This window comes from Oenococcus kitaharae (genome assembly GCF_025758695.1).
Classification (GTDB): Bacteria; Bacillota; Bacilli; order Lactobacillales; family Lactobacillaceae; genus Oenococcus; species Oenococcus kitaharae_A.
Map to the genome: position 1 here is coordinate 614,966 of NZ_JANJQP010000001.1, position 20,710 is coordinate 635,675.

A 20,710-nucleotide genomic window follows, 5' to 3' on the forward strand; every position below is an offset into this window, starting at 1 on the left:
GCCCTAAGGCTTCTTTTTTTATGACCGCAAATTCTGGCGAATCTGGGCTTTCATGAAGAGACGGGTGGCATCATATTCGATATCATCGATCATCTTGTTATAAGTACTGAAAGCAGCTGTCTGATACTCGATTAATGGGTTGTACTGGCCATAAGAACGCACCATGACAGATTGGCGCAGACGATCCATATCATCAATATGCTGCATCCAATGCTGATCAATGGCACGCAGCATGATCGTCTTTTCAAAATTGACCATCTGCGTCTTATCGGTCAGTGTATCTTGCTTAGCAAAGAATTCACGATTAGCCAGTTCATATAGCAAATGCTTAATCTGGTCAGCTGTTTTACCATTCAAATCAGGTACCGTAACTTGGCCTTCGTTATCCAAAGCATTATCAACAAAATCAACAATCGCCAACAAATCCCAATCTTTTTCGGCACCAGTCGTATGAGCATTCACCACGCGGTCAATCGTCCGATAGACCATTGGCAGGAAAATCCCCTTCAAAGATTCAGTGGACTTCATAATCTGAGTTCTTTCATCATAGATGATTTCACGCTGCTGGCGCATGACATCATCATATTGGAGCACTTGTTTACGTGTATCGTAGTTATTGCCTTCAACACGCCGCTGGGCGGATTCGACAGAACGTGAAATCATCGGATTTTTAACAACTGAGTCATCATCATCCATGTTCATGCGCTGCATCAATTTCTTGATACGGTCGGCACCGAAACGAACCATCAAATCATCTTCCAAACTCAAATAGAAACGGGAAAATCCTGGATCCCCCTGACGGCCGGAACGGCCACGTAGCTGATTATCAATTCGACGGGATTCGTGACGTTCAGTACCGATGACAGCCAAACCACCTAATTGCGCAATGCCGGGACCTAATTTGATATCAGTACCACGACCGGCCATGTTGGTCGCAATCGTCACAGCACCGCGCTGGCCGGCTTGAGCAACAATTTCGGCTTCCCGAGCGTTATTTTTCGCATTCAGCACATTATGCTGAATACCTTTTTTAACAAGCATCTGAGAAAGCAGCTCTGAAGTATCGACTGACACAGTCCCAACAAGAACAGGCTGTCCTTTAGCATGCAAACGCTCAATCTCATCAACAACAGCCTTAAACTTGCCTTTCAAACTAAAATACAGAACATCTGGTTCATCAACACGACGGACTGGTTCGTTGGTCGGAATCTGAACGACATCCATGTTATAGATCTCTTTCAGCTCTTCTTCTTCAGTCTTAGCTGTACCGGTCATGCCGGAAATTTTCTTATACATTCTAAAGAAATTCTGCAGTGTGATTGAAGCCAGCGTCGTACCTTCGCCTTGAATCTGAACGCCTTCTTTAGCTTCAAAAGCTTGGTGCAGGCCGTCTGACATACGTGTCCCTTCAGAGATACGGCCAGTAAACTGATCAATTAACTTAACTTCGCCATCACGAACAACATAATCCTTATCACGGAAGAAGGAATAGTTGGCCCGCAAGGCCGTCTCAATAAAGTGAGCTAAGGCAACGTTATCGTCCCCATACAGATTGTCCGTGTTGAAAAATACTTCGGCCTTGTGAATACCTTGATTCGTCAGCATGGCAGTCTTTTGTTCTTCGTCGACTGTGTAATCCTGATTTTCACCTTCATCCAGAGTCTTGACAAAACGATCGGCACGCTGGTAAAGCAGATTTACATTATCAGATGAGCCACCGATAATCAGAGGTGTTCTAGCCGAATCAATCAAAATCGAATCAGCCTCATCGATCAGAACATAATTCAAAGAACGAATGACACGCTCGTCCAAAGACTGTGCCATATTATCACGCAGATAATCAAAACCAATCGCAGAATTGGTCGTATAAGTGATGTCGCAGGCAAAAGCGGCACGTTTTTCTTCTGGCGACATATCGTTTAAATTGACACCGATCGTCAAACCAAGCCACTTATAGACTTGCCCCATTTCTTCAGCTTGATACTGTGTTAAGTATTCATTGACCGTGACAACGTGCACGCCTTGAGCCGGCAAAGCATTCAAATAAACCGGCATCGTGGCTGTCAGCGTCTTTCCTTCACCAGTCTTCATTTCAGCAATGTTGCCGCCGTGAAGGACGGCACCGCCGATGATCTGAACTCTAAAGGGATAAAGACCCAAAACACGTTTGTCAGCTTCGCGCACAACTGCAAAAGCCTCTGGCAAGAGCTGATCCAACGTCTCCCCGGAAGCCAGCCGCTGCTTGAATTCCGTTGTCTTAGCCTGCAGCTGCTGATCGGACAAAGCTGCCATCTGATCAGCATAGGCCTCTGTCAAATCAGCCAAATGCTCGTATTTGCGTAACTGGCGTTTTGGATTTTCAATTATTTTTCTAACTGGATTTACCAAACTTGCCCCCCTGCCAAAAATTGGCACAATTTCACTGATAAATATTATAACAAGACTTGGCTGATTATCCTAACGCGCTAGGCTGATCGTTGATATTTTCTTAGCGCCAGCTTCATATAAACAAGCTGCAGCCTGATGCAGCGTCGTCCCTGTTGTGTAAACGTCATCCAGTAGGGCAATCTCACGGCCAACACAGTCTTTGCTTTTCAAGAAAAATAGATTGTCTTTGTTCAAACGATCACGACGGCCTAGTTTTGAAGTCTGTGCTTTATCGGCCACGCACAAGATATCGCTTCGCATCTTTTTTTCCGCAAATGAAAACAGCCCCGTCACCTGATTGAAGCCGCGATCGCGCATCGTTTGACGGCTGACCGGGACCGGTATGACTAATTCTGATTGTGAGATTTGTTTGCCGAATTTCTCTTTGAGTTCTGAAGAGAACGCGCTTCGAAGGCGATAATCGCCAACAAACTTATATTGATGCATAAAATCTTTGAGAAAACTGTCGTAACTTAAAAGCGCGCGATTGGTTAAAACAAAATTGTATTTTGTCCGCCAAATCCGGCAATCAGTGCACAATTCAGCCTGATTGGGACGGCCGCAGTCTTGACAAATTGATCCCTTAACATATTGGCAGCGGTTTTTACATGGCGAACATAGCGGGTCAATCACGCTGTTTCCAAATAGCCAGTCTGAAAAACTGCTATTGGCCTGATACGTGTCGCCGCAAAGCAGGCAACGATTACTGGCCATCGCGCTGTGCCTGGCCTTTTCGATTCATGAAAACAATCTGAGCAGCCGCTGCCTTCAAAGCACGCGTCTGTTCTTCTATAAAAGCTAGCACGAGGCCTGTTGGGCGATCATTGTTGCGCCCAACACGGCCGGCAATCTGTACAATTGCATTGGTCGAAAAAATCTCATCATCAGCACCAAGAATTAACACATCAATACCAGGAAAAGTCACACCGCGTTCTAAAATCGTCGTTGTGACAAGAAACTGCACGCTTTTATCCCGCATCTGCTGCACTTTTTCCTTGCGTTGCGGGTCGGCTGCATGTACGGCCAAGCCTTTAATATCAGTAATCTTGCTAATCGCTTTTAAAACCGGTGCTAAATCTTTCACCCGCGGCAAAAACAATAGAAAACGCTGGCCGCTGCCTGCGTAAAGCAGAATTTGATCAACTAATTTCTTGGGAAGCCGGCCCTTGGTTAATTGTTTGTGCCAATCTCCGATCCGAGTAAAAGTTAAAACTGGCAATAAGTGGCCATGAAAACGCAGAGGCAGAAAAGAAGCGGGCAGCCGCTGTTGACGATAATCTTTGATCAGTTGTGCAGTCGGTGTCGCTGTTAGATAAACCGTCGAGGACTGATGTTTTTTAGCTTTTTCAGCGGCAAAAGCCAGCATCGGGTCGCCGCGAAAAGGAAAAGAATCAACCTCGTCTATAATCAGCAGATCAAAGGCTTCTTTGAACTTTAGCAGTTGATGAGTTGTCGCCAGAACAAGCTTTGTATAATGATATTTTTCGGGTGTATCACCATATAAAAGCAGGAGATCCAAATCCGAAAAGGCAGACCGCAGGCGCGGAGCCAGTTCTAAAATCACGTCAATCCGTGGGGAAACCATGGCAACTCGTTTGCCTTGTTTTAAAGCGTGGTTAATAGCCGGAAAGATCATTTCCGTCTTGCCTGCGCCTGTCACCGCCCAGACCAGCCTGTCCTGCCCTGAATCAATTGACTCAATAATTTCAGAAGCGACCTGCTGCTGCTTATTCGTTAAAGTTCCCTGCCAAGTCAGCCAGCTTTGACCATTTCGGGCATCAGCTGCAGGTTCTTGGGCCCAGTGAAAACAGGCCAAACTGCTATTGCGACCCATCTGCAGACAAACTGTACAGAAAAATTCGCCATTGGGTAAATCAGCATGATTTTTTTGGCCGCAGCGATAACAATGTCCCTGTTTATCAAAAGGCGGTAGAACTTGGATTTTAGCGTCCTCTGCTGAATCAAAACGCGATTTCAAACATAAACGGCCATAATAATCTGAAATATCTGTCACAATCTTTAGTACGCAAAAAAACGCCGTAGACAAAAAAATCTCCCAGTTTCGGAAGATTTATCTTAAATTAAGTCATGTCAACAGGTGTCTTTTTGTCGGCGTCAGCAACAGCTGCCTGTCCTAAAAGATTCAAATAATGGAAAGGACGGTCGAATTGTGGCTGGAACAGCATATCGAGGAAAGCCAGATCATCGATCGTATTCTGATTTTGAATCATCGCAGAGATCGTGTTAGCCGACTGTGAGACGTCATAATCACTCATCAGCTGTGCGCCTAGGATGCGCCGGTTCTCCGGATTGTAGACTAATTCCATCAAGACAGGTGTCGTTGACGGCATAAATTCTGGCCGATAATTATCCTCTAAGACAACAAAGGCGGCCGGAATGTTCAGCGCTGACGCCAATTCCCAAGTCATGCCGGAAGATACGATTGTTTTATCAAACAGCATCAGGCCCGACGTAGATTGAGTACCCATGTCTTTTTTACTGTTGCCAAATAAATTAATGCCTGCCAGAATGCCTTGGCGAACAGCATTAGTTGCTAGTGGAATATAGGCTTGGCGGCCGCTTGGATTATAGCGGACAGCCGCAGCATCCCCGGCTGCATAAATGTCGGGATCCGATGTCTGCATGTAGGCATTTGTGACAATCGAGCCGTCTTGATTCATGTCGACCAGCCCTTTGACCAAAGCGGTATTTGGTCGAAAGCCAACACACAGAATCACCATGTCGGCTGCATAACGACCTTGATTTGTTTCGACAACAACTTCTTCGCCATTGTCAGAAAAAGATTTCACCATTTGGCCAAGCGCTAGTCGAATGCCATGTGCTTTGAAATCTTCTTCAACACGATCCGTGATTTCGGAATCAAAATATTTATTTAAAATCCTTGGCAGGCCATCAATCAGTGTGACTTCATGGCCGGTCTTATTGAAGGCTTCGACCAATTCAGTCCCAATATAGCCGCCGCCGATCACGACGATTCTCTTAGCGTCCTTAGCTTTTTCCCAGAGCACTTGGGCATGTTCCCAGTTTTTGCACAAATAAATATCTGGATGATCAATACCGTCAATTGGCGGCACAATTGGCCAAGAGCCTGTAGCAACGACCAATTTATCATAATGGTCCTCAAAGACTTCACCGGTCTGCAGGTTTTTAACTGTGACGGTATGCTGACTGTTATCAACAGCCAAGACATCGTGCCGCAGTTTCATATCTGCACCAAGTTCAGTCAAAGCTTCCGGGCTTGAATAAAAAAGTCCTTGCGGATCTTTAATCTCACCGCCCAAATATAAGGCAATGCCGCAAGACAAAAACGACACATTATCATGGCGCTCATAAACAGTTACTTTTGTTTCGGGGTGATCTGCAAGTATCTGTTCAACAACTGTCGTTCCGGCATGCGTACTGCCAATTACGATTACTTTCATAGCGATGCTCCTCAACAAAATCGCTTAACGATTTGTTATATCTTCGTTTGTGTGCGTTTTCCCAACACAGGTCAATTTTCTCATAGTCATAATGAAATCGCAAACATTCTAACTCCGGCCTGCTAAAAGCACAAGTTTGAAAAAACTCCCAAAAAGCCTTTAACCAAGCGATTAAAAGTGTTAGTTTAATACTACTTACATAAAAATAAGTGAAAAAATTAACTAGGAGGTCATATGTCACGTAAACTTGCAATCATCGGCGTTGGTCATGTCGGTTCAACGGTCGCTCATCAGATCGTTGCCGGCGGATTGGCTGATGATTTGGTCTTGATTGATACGAATGAAGCCAAAGTCCAAGCAGATGCACTGGATTTTGAAGATGCTATGGCAAATCTGCCATATCATACAAATATTTTTGTGAACGATTACAGCCAGTTAGAGGATACAGATATTATTATTTCGTCATTGGGCAAAATCAGTTTGCAAGACAACAAAAATGACGACCGTTTTGCAGAGCTGCCTTTCACCAGCCAAGAAGTGATCGGTGTTGCTAACGAAATCAAAAATTCCGGTTTCAAGGGCTTAATTATCACAATTACCAACCCTGTTGACGTAATTACGTCTATTTATCAGCAAGTCACTGGACTGCCGAAAAATCATGTTCTCGGCACTGGTACCCTGTTGGATTCATCTCGCATGAAACGGTCTGTTGCTAAAAGCCTGAAAATCGATCCACGTTCCGTTGTTGGCTATAACTTAGGCGAACACGGTAACTCGCAATTCACAGCTTGGTCAACTGTCCGCGTATTGGGCAAGCCGATCCTCGGTATCGCTGAAAAAAGCCATTTGGATTTGGATGCTATTAACGATGAAGCCAAACATGGCGGTTTTACAGTTTTTCGTGGAAAGAAATACACGAATTATGGCATTGCCAGTGCAGCCACAAGGCTTTATTCTGTCATCATGAGTAACGCTTTGACAGAATTGCCGGTCACTAACTACCGTGCTGAATACGGATCTTATTTGTCCTACCCGGCAATCGTTGGACGCGATGGCATCGTGGCTCAACTTCAATTGGATCTGACTCAAGACGAGCTGGACAAGCTGCAAGTTTCTGCTAACTTTATCAAGTCGAAGTATAACGAAACAATGAACACAAAATAAGCAAGTAAAAACCGGTCAGCGTTTGATTCGTGAGAACGTTAACCAGTTTTTGTTTGGCCCAATGAAGATGCCGCTATTTTATAAAGTATCACCTTGTGCACGAAGAAGTGCGCCCAGTGAAGGCTGCTTTTTCGGATCAATATGGAAGGCGGTTGCATATTGATCAATCGTTTTTTGATCATAAAGTTCAGGATCTAGAGGCATAAAGTCGGTCGGAATTGGATCATCTGATTGAATGACCGCGTTAACAACGATCGGCTTTTCATTGCCGGAAGCCTGCAGTTTTTGAATCTCAGCAAATGTTTTTGCAACATCAGCAATTGTTTTAACAGTGAAACCGATCGCGCCAAAACCTTCAGCAACCTTGGCCCAGTCGGCATCAGTCAAATCAACACCATAAAAATGCTGCTTGGTCTGGACCTGCTCATGGTAAATAAAACCAAAACGCTGATTTGAAAAGACCACATTGATGACAGGCAGCTGATAACGAACCTCTGTGATCAAGTCAGGGGCAACCATTGCAAAACCGCCATCCCCTGAAAATGACCAGGCCTGGCTGTCCGGCACACTCAAAGCCCCTGCAAGACCAGCAGGCAGGCCAAATCCCATTGTGGCAAACAAGCCGGAAATGGCAAAACGCTGCTCGTGGTTCATCGGAACGCCGCGAACACCCCATTCAGACACATTTCCTGTATCAACGCCAAATGTGTCTTTCGGCCCGGAAATTTCAGCAACTTTTTTCATTACCGTCTCCGGGTTTAAGCCATGACTGTCATCTTCAGCGAGATCATCAAGCCAAGTCAACCAATTTTTCCGGTTTTCGCGATTAACTTTCAGCCAAACGCCTTCAGGCAGTGTCTCACCTGTCGCAATCAAATCCTGCAGATAGCTTTTGGCATCGGAAATAACGGCATAATCGACATCAACCGTTTTACCAATATCAAAGGGATTGTTGTTAACTTGAATAATCTTAATATTTTTCGGCCAGAAACGCGCGAATGGAAATTCGGATGCCAAAAAGAGGATTAAATCCGCGTGCTGCAAGGCTTCAAACCCAGACTTGCTTCCCAAGCGGCCAAAAGTACCGATGGAATTAGGGTGATCTGTGCTAATGACGCCTGTAGCCGGAACTGTGTTGATAACCGGGATCGAGAATTGCTCAGAAAACTTTTCCAAAACATCTCGTGCGCCCAGCAAACCACGGCCAGCATAAATCAGAGGGTGTTTGGCTGCTTTAATCATGGCAAGCGTATCCGTGATCGCTTTAGGATCGACTGTCTGAGAAAAATTATTGGCAACCACTTTCGGCGTCTTGGCCGGCTCGTAATCAATCTCGGCTTCAGCTAGATTTTCAGGAATCACAACGACTGCAACACCCTTTTGCCGATAAGCCTCGCGAATCGCCTGATTAATCACATAGGGAATCTGTTCGGCGGTCGTGATTGTCCGATTGTAAACGGCCACATCGCTAAACATGGGTACTTCATCGAATTCTTGGAAATAGTTCGTATTCATTGTTGCTTGGGGTACTTGGCCAACCAAAGCCAACAAAGGCACGTGATCCATTTTGGCATCGTAAAGGCCGTTGAATAGATGCGTTGCACCAGGGCCGGCAGAACCAAACGTAACACCAATTTTACCTGTATATTTAGCATCAGCCGAAGCCGCGATGGCACCTACTTCTTCATGGCGTACCTGAATATACTTGACACTGGCTTTTTCGAGAAAGAGCCCCTCGACCGTATGGTTAATCGAACCGCCCGGAATACCGTAAACGTGGTCTACGCCCCAATCTTCCAAAGTCTTGATCAGTGCTTGGCCAGCAATCATTTTTGTCATACTTATCTCCTTATTAAAAAAAATTATCATATTCTGCCAATTTCAAAGCAGATAGCCGTCAGTTAGAACGGCAAAGCGGTCAATGCGAGGTATTTAAAAATTGGTAACTAGGAAAACAGCTTGTGCTATTTTCAAACACATCTCCAATGACATGGAAAAGTATAGCTCATATGTAAGCGCTGTCAATAATGTGCACTTTGTAACAGAAAAATTTTTGAAAAGGCTAAAATTCAGCGTTTCAAACGATAAATAGATTCAGTCGATAAGTTGTTGAAAACTTGTTGGTTAATTACCTTTGCGCGCTGCCAATTGCCTTGATTAATAAAGAAAATAGCGAGTTTTTGTGCGTCTGGCGAAATATCAACCAGCAAATAAAAGCCATTGTCAGCACCATGCGCATAAAAATGGCCAGAAGCACCATAATACAGTCCGGCACGATACTTCACAAAACGATTCGGCAGCAGCAAGGCTGTTGTTTCAGGCGATAACAGTTTGGATTGCAGAATCGCGTCCAATATTTTGTAGTAATCAAAAACATTGGCATACATATCGCCCGCCCCAAGATCACTGGACAACAACAAGTCGCGCGACCGCTGCCAGCCGGCCTGTCCTTGACTGCTGATACCGGCCGGTTTTACCAAAGCTGTATTGGCAGGCAACCGATTCCAGAAAAAAGTATGTTGCAGATGCAAAGGACGAATCAAATCTTCAATCACATTCTGAGAATATGTTTGCTGTGTCCGCTGTGCAATAATGCCAGCCAGCAGAATATAATTGGCATCCGTATAATGCCAGTAGAATCGTCCTGTCGAGACAAGGCGGCTCAGGCAAAACGCAATCTGCTGGCTTTCGTCAGTCAAAAGGGCGTTTGGACGCGTTTCCCCCATCCAAATACCAGATTTGTGTTCCAAAAGCATCTCAATCGTGATCTGACTAGAAAAAGGAATCGAGGGATAAAAATCGCTTAGCCTGTCTTTGAGATTGAGCCTGCCTTGGTCTATTAGACGGCCAACAATCAAAGCTGTTACAGCTTTTTGCAAAGAAGCAATTGGGAACAGGCCGTCTAAACTATTCGGTGTCTTAGCAAGATTATCAGCCTGGCCAAAAGCCATTGACTGCAGGCCGGACCGCCCATGATTGCTCACCAATAATTCTCCTTGCATATGCTGTGATTGAACCAATTGTTGAATCGCAGCCAGCTGTTCTTCGTAAAGCCCGCTGCTCCCCTTGACGGTCGTTTGGCTAAACGAATTTCGCGGCTGGCTGGCAAAAACGGTTCTGGCAGCCTTTCCGGTCATGACATAGCAAGATGCAAAAGAAAGCAGCAGGCTAAAAAATACAGACGTTAATTCAGATAAGGAAACATGCATCATTGAACGCTGAGACCTAGTTGTTTTCGGATTAACAAACACATTGAGTATCTTAACAAAACTTTTTGACGGCAGTGAACCCTATTGACAAGCCCTCATCATTCCGATAAGATGTCAAGTGAAATTAACCAGCATGTTATTATCTAACAAAACAACTTTATCCATGGTCAGCTGCTGCTGCGGATCGCGTCTTGAGCGATTCGTTGTTTCTTGTTGTCCTGAAAATTGTTGTTTATAACTTTTAGCCAATAAAATAATCAAAGAATCAGTTATCAAGACGCAAATTCCGAAAAAGAATCTGCGCCTTTTATTTTGAAGAAATTTAGTAGGAGCTAAAAATGCTAGTAGATAATGTGTACCAATTAATCGGCCGGACACCACTTTTAAAGATCAATATCCAGGTGCCGAAACACAGCCGAATTTACGCCAAATTAGAAATGTTCAATCCCGGCGGCAGCGTCAAAGACCGTTTAGGCATGGCCCTCATCCAGCACGGCAGAGCAATTGGTGCTATCAAAGAAAACACAATGATTATTGAACCCACGGCCGGAAATACAGGCATCGGCATCGCTTTAGCCGCTCAGCAGTACCGGCTGCCGGTTAAATTAGTCGTGCCGGAAAAATTCAGTTTTGAAAAACAGGTACTGATGCGGGCCTTAGGCGCCCAAGTCATTAATACACCCGCAGAACAAGGGATTACGGGCGCCATAAAAAAAGCTCAGGCTTTGCATGAGCAAATTGCGAATTCTTATGTGCCGCTGCAATTTCAAAATCCAGCCAATCCAGACGTTTATTACCGGACTTTGGGGCCGGAAATTATTCAAGACCTGGGTAATCAGCAAATTGATGCCTTTGTCGCCGGATCTGGCAGTGGCGGCACTTTTGTCGGTACAACACGGGCACTGCACGAAAAATATCCGGCCATGAAAGCTGTCACAGTCGAACCCGAAGGCTCGATTTTAAACGGCGGACCCGAGCATCCCCACCGGATCGAAGGCATTGGCGTTGAATTTGTTCCGCCTTTTTTCAAACAGATCCATGTTGACCAAGTCAAGACAATTTCTGACGATACAGCCTTTCAATATGTCGATTGGCTGGCAAAAAACATGGGCCTGTTTGCCGGCAGTTCTAGCGGAGCAGCCTTGGCAGCCAGTCTGCAGTTAGCCGAGGACTTACCGGAAAAATCAACGATCGTGACTGTTTTTCCGGATTCAAGCGAGCGTTACCTCAGCAAACACATTTACGATTAAATGCTTATTTTTAGGAGAATGACTTATGAACTTTAATACAAAACTTATCCATGGCGGCAGCAGCGAAGATCCCCAGACGGGTGCCGTTTCAATCCCAATCTATCGTGCTTCGACTTTTCACCAACACGCGCTAAGTGCTGGCCCTAAATGGGAATACGGCCGCAGCGGCAATCCAACACGCGCTGCACTTGAATCATTGGCCGCACAAATCGAAGGCGGCACAGCTGCTTTTGCCTTTGCCTCCGGGTCAGTCGCTATCCATACGGTTTTCTCGCTCTTTTCGTCCGGTGACCATATCATTGTCGGAAATGATGTTTATGGCGGCACTTTTCGCTTGATTAATCAGGTTTTAAAACGCTTCGGACTGCTTTTCACAGTTGTTGACACGCGTGACTTGACTGCTGTTACTGATGCAATCCAGCCCAATACCAAAGCGATTTATTTAGAAACACCGACTAATCCCCTGTTAAATATCAGTGATATCAAGGCTCTTGCCCAAATCGCCAAAGCTCATGGCCTGAAAACGATTGTCGACAACACCTTTGCCACGCCTTATAATCAACAGCCTTTGGCATTAGGTGCAGATATTGTCGTCCATAGTGCCACGAAATATCTGGGCGGCCACAGCGATTTGATTGCTGGATTAGCAATTACAAATGACGAACAAATTGCCAAGCAGCTGGCCTTTTTGCAGAACTCAATCGGTGCTGTGCTGAGCCCGGACGATAGCTGGCTATTGCAGCGCGGTATCAAGACTTTAGGCGTCCGCATGCGGGCACATGAAGAAAATGCTCGGACGATATTCACTTACCTAAAAAGCAATGCAAAAGTAGCTAAAGTCTATTATCCCGGCGATCCAGATTCAGCCGGCTATGACATTGCTAAAAAACAAATGACTGGTTTTGGCGCCATGATTTCTTTTGAACTTAACAAAAGCCTCGACACTCAAAAATTTGTCGAGAGCTTAAAAATTATCGATCTGGCTGAAAGCCTTGGTGGTATCGAAAGCCTGATCGAGGTACCAGCTGTCATGACTCACGCGGCCATCCCCCGTGAAATCCGCATTCAAAATGGCATTCAAGACGAACTGGTTCGTTTATCAGTCGGCTTAGAAGATATTGATGATCTGCTGAATGATTTAAAAGGAGCTTTTGACCAAATTTGAGCCACCTGAAAAATATAATTGAAGCGGCTGGCATGATCCAAAAGCGTGATCCGGCCGCACACAGTATCTGGGAAGTACTTTTAACTTATCCTGGTTTTCATGCGCTGGCCTATCACCAGCTGGCCAATTTCCTCTATCGCCGCCGGCATTATTTGCTGGCAGTGATCATCGCGCATTGGGGCAAACGTGCCACAGGCGTGGACATTCATCCAGGCGCCTCGATTGGCAAATTTTTGTTTATCGATCATGGAAATGGGGTCGTGATAGGTGAAACGACGATCATCGGCAACCAAGTAACCATTTTGCATAACGTCACACTAGGATCACGCAAGGCCACAGACGGACGACGCCATCCAAAAATCGAGGACGGCGTTTTCATCGGTGCCGGTGCACAAATTCTCGGTCCAGTCGTAATTGGCCAAAGAGCTAAAGTAGGCGCTGGCACAGTTGTCTTAAATGATGTGCCGGATGGTGCGACAGTTGTCGGCAATCCGGGACGGATTATCAATAAAAAAGCAAATATTAAAACCGTTTCTCTAAAATAGAAAAACGGTTTGTTAAACTTCTGGACAACAAAAAACGATATTATCAACAGACGTGATTAATTCAGCATCACCCGAACGCTTCTCGCTGTATACCTGCCAATAGCTGTTGGTCCCAGGAATCAAACCTGGCGGCTCATACTGTTGGTAAGCTGATAATATCGCTGATCGGGTCACTGGAGATCCAATTCGCACGTGCATCAAACTTGCTGGTAAATCTAATTACCGTTTTATGATCTCGCTGTACCCTGATTAGATCATAACACCTTTTCTCGATAAAAGGAAGCGTTTTCATTTGAGACCTTACCTCTCGGCAACAAAATGTTGTTATTCTCGCAGATACATGATAATCTATTGCTGAAATAAAGTATTTTTTATTTTTAATACTCATCCAAAGTGCAAGTGCTTTATTTTAACTGCGAAAAGAGGTCGCGACTATGTCCACAGAATCCAAAGGAATCTTCAATTGGCTCTACATTCAGCTCTTTGCAAACTGGAAAAAATTTGAAGTTATTTATATCAGCTGTCTTATTTTATTGCAATTTGTCGTCTACGCCATTGCACCTGATTCAATCATCGGCATGATTTCAGGTGTTGCCGGCGTACTCTGCTTGATCTACGGCATGAAAGGCCGCAAAATCAATTTTATTTTCGGTCTGATCCAGTGTCTGGCGATGACTTATGTGGCTTGGATCAGCCACGCATACGGGTCATTTGCCATGGATATTGTATACGTTGTCTCACAGCCGATCGGCTGGTTTATGTGGGGCCACGATGAAGCGACGCATGCATTTTCCAAGAATGTGAGAAACGGCGTTTTCCTTGGTGCTTTTGTCGCTTGGGCCATCGGCTGGTGGATTTTGTCACTGCTACACGGCCAACTCCCCTATCTGGACAGTATTAATTTTGTCGTCAGCATTATTGCCCAGACCCTGTATATCTTAAAATACAAAGAAAACTGGTCTCTTTGGATCGTCGTTAATTTTGCCAACATTATCTATTGGTCAATTCTCTCGATCCAAGTTGCCACAGGCGCCAGCAGTATCGGCAATCTCGGTGCAAACCTTTCACAGGTCGCCTTACAGGCTGCACTGCTGTTTAACAGTGTTTACGCGATTAAAGTCTGGGGCAGTGGCGAAGCTGATAACGAAGGTGGTACTGAAAAAGCATGAAACGTTATGCTGTCAATTTTTCATAGGTATTGGCAAAGTCCAAAAGCAGCTGGTCCTGCCTAAAAGGTGCCACCAGCATCATGCCGACGGGCCTAGGCAGAGAGGTGACTTGGCAAGGAATGTTAATTGCTGGATAACCAATTAAATTAAAAACACCGCAATTAATGCCGACACCCGATCTGTTCATAAATAAATTATTCAAACTAGCGGGATTTTCCGGCAGCTTATCCGCCATAAATGGCACTGTCGGTAAAGCAAGTATGTCAACTGCTTCAAAGGCTTTTTCAAAGGCTGCAGTCACCGCAGGCATCAAATTACGTGCCCGCCCATAATAATTAATCTCGCTAGAATCTGCCAGTTGCCCGCTATATAAGATCCCCTGAACGATTGGCGCAAGTTTATGAAAATTTGACGTGTTAATTCGATTTTTGATCGCTTCACTGATATCGGCAGGATAATAAGTCGCTGAACTAGTACTATCTCCGCCAAACTGTATCAGCTGCCGAGAAGTCCCAATGGTGTTTATAACATCGGCAATCGTATTTCCTAAATCAAATTCAGGCAAAGAAGACTGGCTGATCGATACGCCAGCTTTTTTAAAACAATCAATATTTATACGAACGGTTTTGTCCACTTCAGGGTCCGAGACATGATCAATCGCAAATCCTTGCTGAAGCAGTCCAAGCCGTTTGCCGGCGATATTAGCCGATAAAGACTGAAAAAAATGGAAGTTGCCAGCTTCCAAGGACTGAGCCTGTGTAGCGTCCAGTCCATCGCGTCCGGCAATAGCATCGAGAACCAAGGCAAGATCGCCGACTGTATTAGCCATTGGACCGACTGAATCGAGCAATTGATCAACAGAAACAATGCCCGTATAAGGAACAAGCCCACGGCTAGGCTTGAAACCGTAAATACCACAAAGGGCGCTGGGAATCCGAATTGACCCCGTCTGATCACAGCCTAAGGCTGCATCAACTTCATGGCTGGCTACCAAAGCGGCCGAACCGCTTGAAGAACCACCAGCAGAATAACCAATAGCTTTAGGATTCTGTACTGGCCCACTATCAGCGGTATAGCTGTTTCCCGCACTAAAAAGACTTTCGCTGACGGCTTTCCCTATAATCTGTGCACCATGATCCAAAAGCCGCATAATCACCGTGGCATCTTCTTTTGGTTTAAAACTGGCCATTAAATCAGTACCGATCGACATTGGCACATTAGCGATCGCAATATTATCTTTGACGGCAATTTTTTTATTGACTAAACTACCGGACACAGCATGATCAATATGAGTCTTCACAGTCCAAGCATTAAATGGGTCGCTTTTTTCAAAAGGCCGCACTTCATAGCTTCTTGCATAACGCTTCTGAGGCGGCATCGGCGGCAGATCGTCAAGGCTCGATACAGCTTTAAAAGAATTCAAAAAGGACCCATCGAGCAATCGCCAGTACATTTCTTTTTCATGCCGGCTCAGGCCATAACTCTTAATTTGTTCAAAAAATGCTGACTTTGTAAACAATCTTTTTGCCGCCTCTCACGGTCTTTTTTGCTAGCACACATCCCTTATTTTATAAAATAGGCCTTAGCGTAATAATAAACAACGCCAGAGGTGAAATACTGGACACCTTTGATTTTAGGATTGGCCAAAACAGCAGAACTCGTCCAGTCAATCGGATTAATTGCTGCATCTTTATAGAGTGTCTGTTCGGCATCAATTTCGTCATTGGTACGCGCTTGATCGTCCAAGGCATGTTTGTCGCTCGCATTAGCGATCAACCGGTTAAAGACCTTGCTGGCATACCGGCCGTCATTACTAGGACTTGTTGACATAAACATGTTTAAAAATGTCAATGGCTCATCATAATCTCCTGTCCAATCCGACAAACTGACTTGAAAATTTTGATTAGATAGATCCTGCAGCCACTGTTTCAAAGGAACTAAATTTTCTCGAATAGTTAAGCCTGGGAGTTCCTGCCAAGACTGCTGCAAGGTGTCCAAAATTAATTTGGATGCCGCAGCATCAGAACGTCCCTCAACAGATAAAGTTAATTTACTTAAGCCCGCCTCTTTCAAGCCTTGAGCAAAAAGTTTCTTCGCTTTGGCCATATTGTAAACATAATCTGTTTTTTTAGCTGCAGCCTTAGCAAAATCTCCGCCACTGGGAGTTTTAGCCAAGCCAACCGGTGTTAAGCCAGTAGCGACAGTGTTCAGATTATCAGAGGTCTCTTGAACAATCGCACGACGGTCAGTCGCTAGATTTAAAGCCTGACGAATCTTCACATTATTAAGCGCCGGAACTTGCCCGGTTTGATTATATTCAATAAAATCAGATCGACAATTGTTGTAGACTTTAAAGTCCTTGGACGACTGATATTTTTTAATCTGTTCGGGCGTAGTTAAATTAGTTTGATCTAATTGCCCCTTATTAAAGACAGCTAAAGAAGCAGTAGGATCGGTAATGACTTGAAAGTCGACCCCACTATTTTTGAGAGCCTTTGGGTTCCAATAATGTGGGTTAGGAACCAACCTGAATTTTTTATTAGTGCCATTCCAACCGACAAATTTATACGGACCATCATAAACCTGATTTGCTGAACTAGTGCCGACTTTTTTGCCTAAAGGCGCCTCGAATTTTTTATCTTGTGCAAAGAAAACAGGTAGTGCCATCAAATTTTCAAATTGTGGCATCGGGTGAGCAAGTGTCACAACCAAAGTTGTCTGATCAATAGCTTTAATTCCAAGTGAGGCCAAATCCTTGTTTTTTCCAGAATTAATCTGATCGGCATTCTTAATGCCTGAATAAACATAAGCATACTGACTCGCAGTTTTCGGGTTAACTGTGCGGCGCCAAGCGTAGACAAAATCCGCGGCTGTCAATGAATCGCCATTGGACCACTTCAATCCCTTACGCAAATGAAAAGTCCATGTTAAACCATCTTTTGAATGTGACCAGTTCTTTGCTAAACCGGCAGCCATTGATCCTTTGGCCGTACGTGAAAGCAAGCCTTCTTGGGAATTGCCTGCAACAACCCAAGCGTAAACATCATCCATTAATGATAAGTCTTGAGTGGTCAAATCTGTGGGCATTATTTCTCTTAAAACATTTGAACGATTGGTTTTAGTTACGCGAAAATGATCAATTCCTAAAACGGCCATAATAATAATCACAAGACTTAAAACAATAATTAAAATCTTCTTCTGACTAACACGTTTCTTTTTCTTTATCATAACAACTCGTCCCCTTGGATTCGTAATCACGAATCTGTTGTCATCGAAAAAATAAAATTGTGTCATTATAGGCACCGCTTGATTGAAAAATCAAGCTATTCCTACATAAGAACTAGAAACTATGCAAATACATACATCGCTAGAGACAGTCCCAAACGCTCGACTTCTCGCAGCTAAACCATAAAATGAAAAGAGTCCGGCATTAAGGACCGATGCAAAAATAATTCTTGATTTAATGTAAAAAATATTTTACAATAAGTAAAATTTGTTTTACATAAAGGTGGTTTAATAGTGATGAATATTTTTAGCGGCTGGTTAATAGGAGAAATAAGTCATTGGTTCATAGAGATTATAATTGGTACTTCGGCAGTTATTCTGTTGTCGTTCTTAATGGGCAAAAAACCAATCAGTCAAAGTAAGGTTGAGGAACTAAAATTCCTAATTAGATCTAGGGCGGTTATCTTTTCATGGTCCGGTCTTATGTTAATACTGGTTTTTGCACTTTTTGATGCTCTTTTTAATCCAAAATTTGTCAACTCCTCAAAATGGGATCCAATATTTTACATTCTAATCAGTTTGTTCCTGTACGTGATCGGCTATATCATCAATAAAAGGAAATATTTGTAATTTTGAAAAATAAGATATATGAGCATCGCGTATTAAAAAAATGGTCACAACAAAAGCTGGCGACTTTATGCGGTGTTTCTAGACAAACCATAAATGCACTTGAAAAACAAAAATATTCCCCTTCACTGGAATTAGCTTTCAAATTGGCTAATGTTTTTGATACCACTGTGGATTCATTATTTTATCAGGATCAGGATTAAGTAACGAATGCTTAGTGGCCGAGATATGTTCGGAATAAGAGAAGAAAGTCTCGGGCAATAGCCTATCAGTATAATGGAATCGTTGATTTGACCCAACATCTAACATAATCAACGAAGTATTAAAGATTATTTGCAAAAAGTTGGAAATTAGGTCAACCGTTTTTCATACTAAGGTTTACCTGCTCTTCAAGGCTACTAGGCTATGTTTAATCATAGCCTAGGCCGTGCTAATTTATCAATTACCGAATAAGCATATTCACATTTGTTAAAAGAAAAAAAGGACACTGAAGAAACAAAAACAATGAAAATATTTTAAATCAAAACGTGCAAAGAAACGTGCAAAGTGTACAAAGTTTTTACAGAAAAACTACCGAACTTAGAAGTTGTTTGCAACATCCGTTAAACGCTGGTATGTAAGGCATTTAGGAACAAAAAAGCACCATATCAGCCTTAACCAATATAATGCTCAAATGCGGGCGATGAGAGTCGAACTCATACGGTATTTCTACCACAGGATCCTTAATCCTGCGCGTCTGCCAATTCCGCCACGTCCGCGAACAAAAATATTATACCTGAAAAAGACACGAACTGCTTGGAAAAGACGAATTTAAAGAAAATTCTCTTGAAATCCCGCCAAAGTTAAGCTAAAAACCGTTTCAGAAAACGTTTCCAATTAATTTTCGTCCAAAAAGACAAATTGAGTGTTAGACTAGTTTAAAATTTAGGTAGGAGGAAAATTATGATTGATTATCAAATTCGTGGTGAGAATATTAGCACAACAGAAGCAATTGAGAACTATATCAAGATGCGTTTGGAAAAACTGAATAACTACATTGATGCCAACAATAATCCGATTGCGCACGTCAATCTGCGTAAATACAACGAAAAGACTTTTAAAGTCGAAGTTACCATGCCGCTGCCTTTCTTGACCCTGCGTGCCGAGGAGACACAAAGTGATTTTTATAGTGCTGTCGACTTAGTTTCTGCCAAACTGCTGCGTCAAATTCGTAAGTTCAAAACGAGAGTCAATCGTAAATCTCGAGAAAAAGGTTTCAAGGGCATCGACTTCAATGAGCAGGTAGATCCTTTGGTTCCTGAAGAAGCTGAGGATAGGAAGCTGGAAGTTATCCGCCGCAAGACTTTGTCGCTGAAGCCGATGGATCTTGAAGAAGCAGCCCTCCAGATGGAAATGCTGGATCACGACTTCTTCCTCTTCTTAAATGCCGATACAAATCAGCTTGATATCATCTATAAAAGAGATGACGGCAAGTATGGTTTGATTGAGACAGAAAACGTCGAAAGTTCTAAGTAATCAAGTAATATAGATACAAAAACCAGCCCCAGGGCTGGTTTTTATTTAGCATGATATTCGGAAACTAGCATGAGGCGGCTGCCGTCAATTCCGCAACGCATACGTCTGATATCGACTTTACGGCTGCGCTTGAATTCATGATGCTGTGTGCCCTGGCAGCGATACAAATAGGCTGATTTATGTACAGACACCAAGGGCGAGTATTTTGGCGCCGCGACTTTGACTAATAAACGCTGAAAATCACGGTCATTTTCATGATGCAGGCCCTTCTGGAGATAAATCATGTAATGTGCCAGTTCATGTTTAATGATGCCGGGAAGCTGTTCATTAGATAATTTTGGATTAACTTCCATGTAAATCTCTGCTTCTAAAATACGCGATCCGCGTCTTGGAAACACGACTCGCCCACCCGTCGAACGCAATCGGGAATTGAAACGTACTTGATGCTGAAATGGCATTTTAAAATATGTAAGCGAAAGGCGCTCTACGAGCGCCTGCAAGTCTATCTGATTAATTTCTGTCAAAATTAACGCCTAAGTCCCGGAGCCGTCAAAATTCGAGTCATCGTGTGATTGATCTTGGCCATAAAATGTTCTTGGTCTTCTTCTGATTTTGAAAACTCGGCCATAGCCACTTGCTGTTTGTCCGGATCCAAAGACTCAGCCATTTCTTGTGTCGAAAGAACATAATCATGAAAATAACCGACGAGATTTGTTTTCATACCCAATAACTGAACCGGAACCTGCAGGTTCTCTAAAACGAGAGCCTCTTTTTCATAGGCTTCACTCGCATCATAAAAATCAGCCGCAATTTCTTTAAAATCAGCATCAGGCATCTCAGCCAATTTATGATCGTCCAAAGCGGCTTTCAATTTAATATAAGACGGATTAACTTTTTCGTTAATCTGATCGACCCGGTTTAAAAACTCTTGTAACTGATAGGCAAATTGTTGTGTTTTAACTGGTTTCATA

18 protein-coding genes and 1 tRNA gene are annotated in these 20,710 nt (G+C 43.6%); 7 read left to right on the top strand and 12 right to left on the bottom strand.

Translation table 11 applies throughout. The annotated features are described in order from the left end of the window. Positions 1-18 precede the first annotated feature (18 nt). From secA to NRF22_RS03260, 4 genes are all read right to left on the bottom strand, one after another. Complete coding sequence (gene secA / locus NRF22_RS03245) at positions 19-2,388, bottom strand: preprotein translocase subunit SecA (protein WP_263779231.1); 2,370 nt, start codon at positions 2,386-2,388, stop codon at positions 19-21. 69 nt (positions 2,389-2,457) lie between these two features. Continuing rightward, entirely contained in the window at positions 2,458-3,141 is a 684-nt protein-coding gene (locus tag NRF22_RS03250) for a ComF family protein (RefSeq protein WP_263779232.1), read from the bottom strand. Continuing rightward, on the bottom strand, positions 3,131-4,432 hold the full coding sequence (locus tag NRF22_RS03255) for a DEAD/DEAH box helicase (protein WP_412178715.1): 1,302 nt from the start codon (positions 4,430-4,432) through the stop codon (positions 3,131-3,133). The genes NRF22_RS03250 and NRF22_RS03255 overlap by 11 nt, the downstream gene beginning before the upstream one ends. A gap of 76 nt (positions 4,433-4,508) precedes the next feature. Next, a complete protein-coding gene (locus tag NRF22_RS03260) occupies positions 4,509-5,870 on the bottom strand; it encodes an FAD-dependent oxidoreductase (RefSeq protein ID WP_263779234.1) in 1,362 nt (453 codons plus the stop codon). A 234-nt stretch (positions 5,871-6,104) separates the two neighbouring features. On the opposite strand from NRF22_RS03260, the gene NRF22_RS03265 reads away from it, so the two are divergent. Continuing rightward, on the top strand, positions 6,105-7,034 hold the full coding sequence (locus NRF22_RS03265; protein WP_263779236.1) for an L-lactate dehydrogenase: 930 nt from the start codon (positions 6,105-6,107) through the stop codon (positions 7,032-7,034). Positions 7,035-7,112: 78 nt separating this feature from the next. Here the strand turns inward: NRF22_RS03265 and NRF22_RS03270 are convergent, their stop codons facing one another. From NRF22_RS03270 to NRF22_RS03280, 3 genes are all read right to left on the bottom strand, one after another. Beyond that, positions 7,113-8,873: a thiamine pyrophosphate-binding protein gene (locus tag NRF22_RS03270; RefSeq protein WP_263779237.1), complete on the bottom strand. Its 1,761-nt coding sequence runs from the start codon at positions 8,871-8,873 to the stop codon at positions 7,113-7,115. Positions 8,874-9,103: 230 nt separating this feature from the next. Beyond that, on the bottom strand, positions 9,104-10,285 hold the full coding sequence (locus tag NRF22_RS03275; RefSeq protein WP_263779238.1) for a serine hydrolase domain-containing protein: 1,182 nt from the start codon (positions 10,283-10,285) through the stop codon (positions 9,104-9,106). A 72-nt stretch (positions 10,286-10,357) separates the two neighbouring features. Then, the gene (locus tag NRF22_RS03280) at positions 10,358-10,519 is read right to left on the bottom strand and encodes a hypothetical protein (RefSeq protein WP_007745992.1); all 162 of its coding nucleotides are present in this window, start codon (positions 10,517-10,519) and stop codon (positions 10,358-10,360) included. Positions 10,520-10,581: 62 nt separating this feature from the next. Between NRF22_RS03280 and NRF22_RS03285 the strand changes: the two genes are divergently transcribed. The 4 genes from NRF22_RS03285 to pnuC all read left to right on the top strand — a co-directional run bounded on the left by NRF22_RS03285 (position 10,582) and on the right by pnuC (position 14,372). Then, a complete protein-coding gene (locus NRF22_RS03285) occupies positions 10,582-11,493 on the top strand; it encodes a PLP-dependent cysteine synthase family protein (RefSeq protein WP_263779239.1) in 912 nt (303 codons plus the stop codon). 25 nt (positions 11,494-11,518) lie between these two features. Next, positions 11,519-12,658 carry a trans-sulfuration enzyme family protein gene (locus NRF22_RS03290; protein ID WP_263779240.1) on the top strand — a complete coding sequence of 380 codons (1,140 nt, stop codon included), beginning with the start codon at positions 11,519-11,521 and terminating at the stop codon, positions 12,656-12,658. Positions 12,659-12,690: 32 nt separating this feature from the next. Then, positions 12,691-13,203: a serine O-acetyltransferase gene (gene cysE, locus NRF22_RS03295; RefSeq protein WP_412178711.1), complete on the top strand. Its 513-nt coding sequence runs from the start codon at positions 12,691-12,693 to the stop codon at positions 13,201-13,203. A 434-nt stretch (positions 13,204-13,637) separates the two neighbouring features. Next, positions 13,638-14,372 (top strand): nicotinamide riboside transporter PnuC, encoded by a 735-nt coding sequence (gene pnuC / locus NRF22_RS03300; RefSeq protein ID WP_263779241.1) that lies wholly within the window; start codon positions 13,638-13,640, stop codon positions 14,370-14,372. 4 nt (positions 14,373-14,376) lie between these two features. On the opposite strand, the gene NRF22_RS03305 is transcribed toward pnuC, so the two are convergent. Continuing rightward, positions 14,377-15,891 (bottom strand): amidase family protein, encoded by a 1,515-nt coding sequence (locus NRF22_RS03305; RefSeq protein ID WP_263779242.1) that lies wholly within the window; start codon positions 15,889-15,891, stop codon positions 14,377-14,379. 44 nt (positions 15,892-15,935) lie between these two features. Beyond that, the gene (locus NRF22_RS03310) at positions 15,936-17,600 is read right to left on the bottom strand and encodes a peptide ABC transporter substrate-binding protein (protein WP_263779243.1); all 1,665 of its coding nucleotides are present in this window, start codon (positions 17,598-17,600) and stop codon (positions 15,936-15,938) included. Between the two features lie 629 nt (positions 17,601-18,229). Here NRF22_RS03310 and NRF22_RS03315 point away from each other — a divergent pair. Further along, positions 18,230-18,427: a helix-turn-helix transcriptional regulator gene (locus tag NRF22_RS03315; protein WP_412178712.1), complete on the top strand. Its 198-nt coding sequence runs from the start codon at positions 18,230-18,232 to the stop codon at positions 18,425-18,427. A 471-nt stretch (positions 18,428-18,898) separates the two neighbouring features. Here the strand turns inward: NRF22_RS03315 and NRF22_RS03320 are convergent. Beyond that, positions 18,899-18,982, bottom strand: a tRNA-Leu gene (locus NRF22_RS03320). Positions 18,983-19,166: 184 nt separating this feature from the next. On the opposite strand from NRF22_RS03320, the gene hpf reads away from it, so the two are divergent. Next, positions 19,167-19,739: a ribosome hibernation-promoting factor, HPF/YfiA family gene (hpf, locus tag NRF22_RS03325; protein ID WP_263779244.1), complete on the top strand. Its 573-nt coding sequence runs from the start codon at positions 19,167-19,169 to the stop codon at positions 19,737-19,739. Positions 19,740-19,780: 41 nt separating this feature from the next. On the opposite strand, the gene NRF22_RS03330 is transcribed toward hpf, so the two are convergent. Together NRF22_RS03330 and NRF22_RS03335 are read right to left on the bottom strand one after the other, a co-directional pair. Beyond that, positions 19,781-20,263, bottom strand: a complete 483-nt coding sequence (locus NRF22_RS03330) for a SprT family protein (protein ID WP_263779245.1) — start codon at positions 20,261-20,263, stop codon at positions 19,781-19,783. A 2-nt stretch (positions 20,264-20,265) separates the two neighbouring features. Beyond that, positions 20,266-20,709, bottom strand: a complete 444-nt coding sequence (locus NRF22_RS03335) for a hypothetical protein (protein ID WP_263779246.1) — start codon at positions 20,707-20,709, stop codon at positions 20,266-20,268. Position 20,710 lies beyond the last annotated feature (1 nt).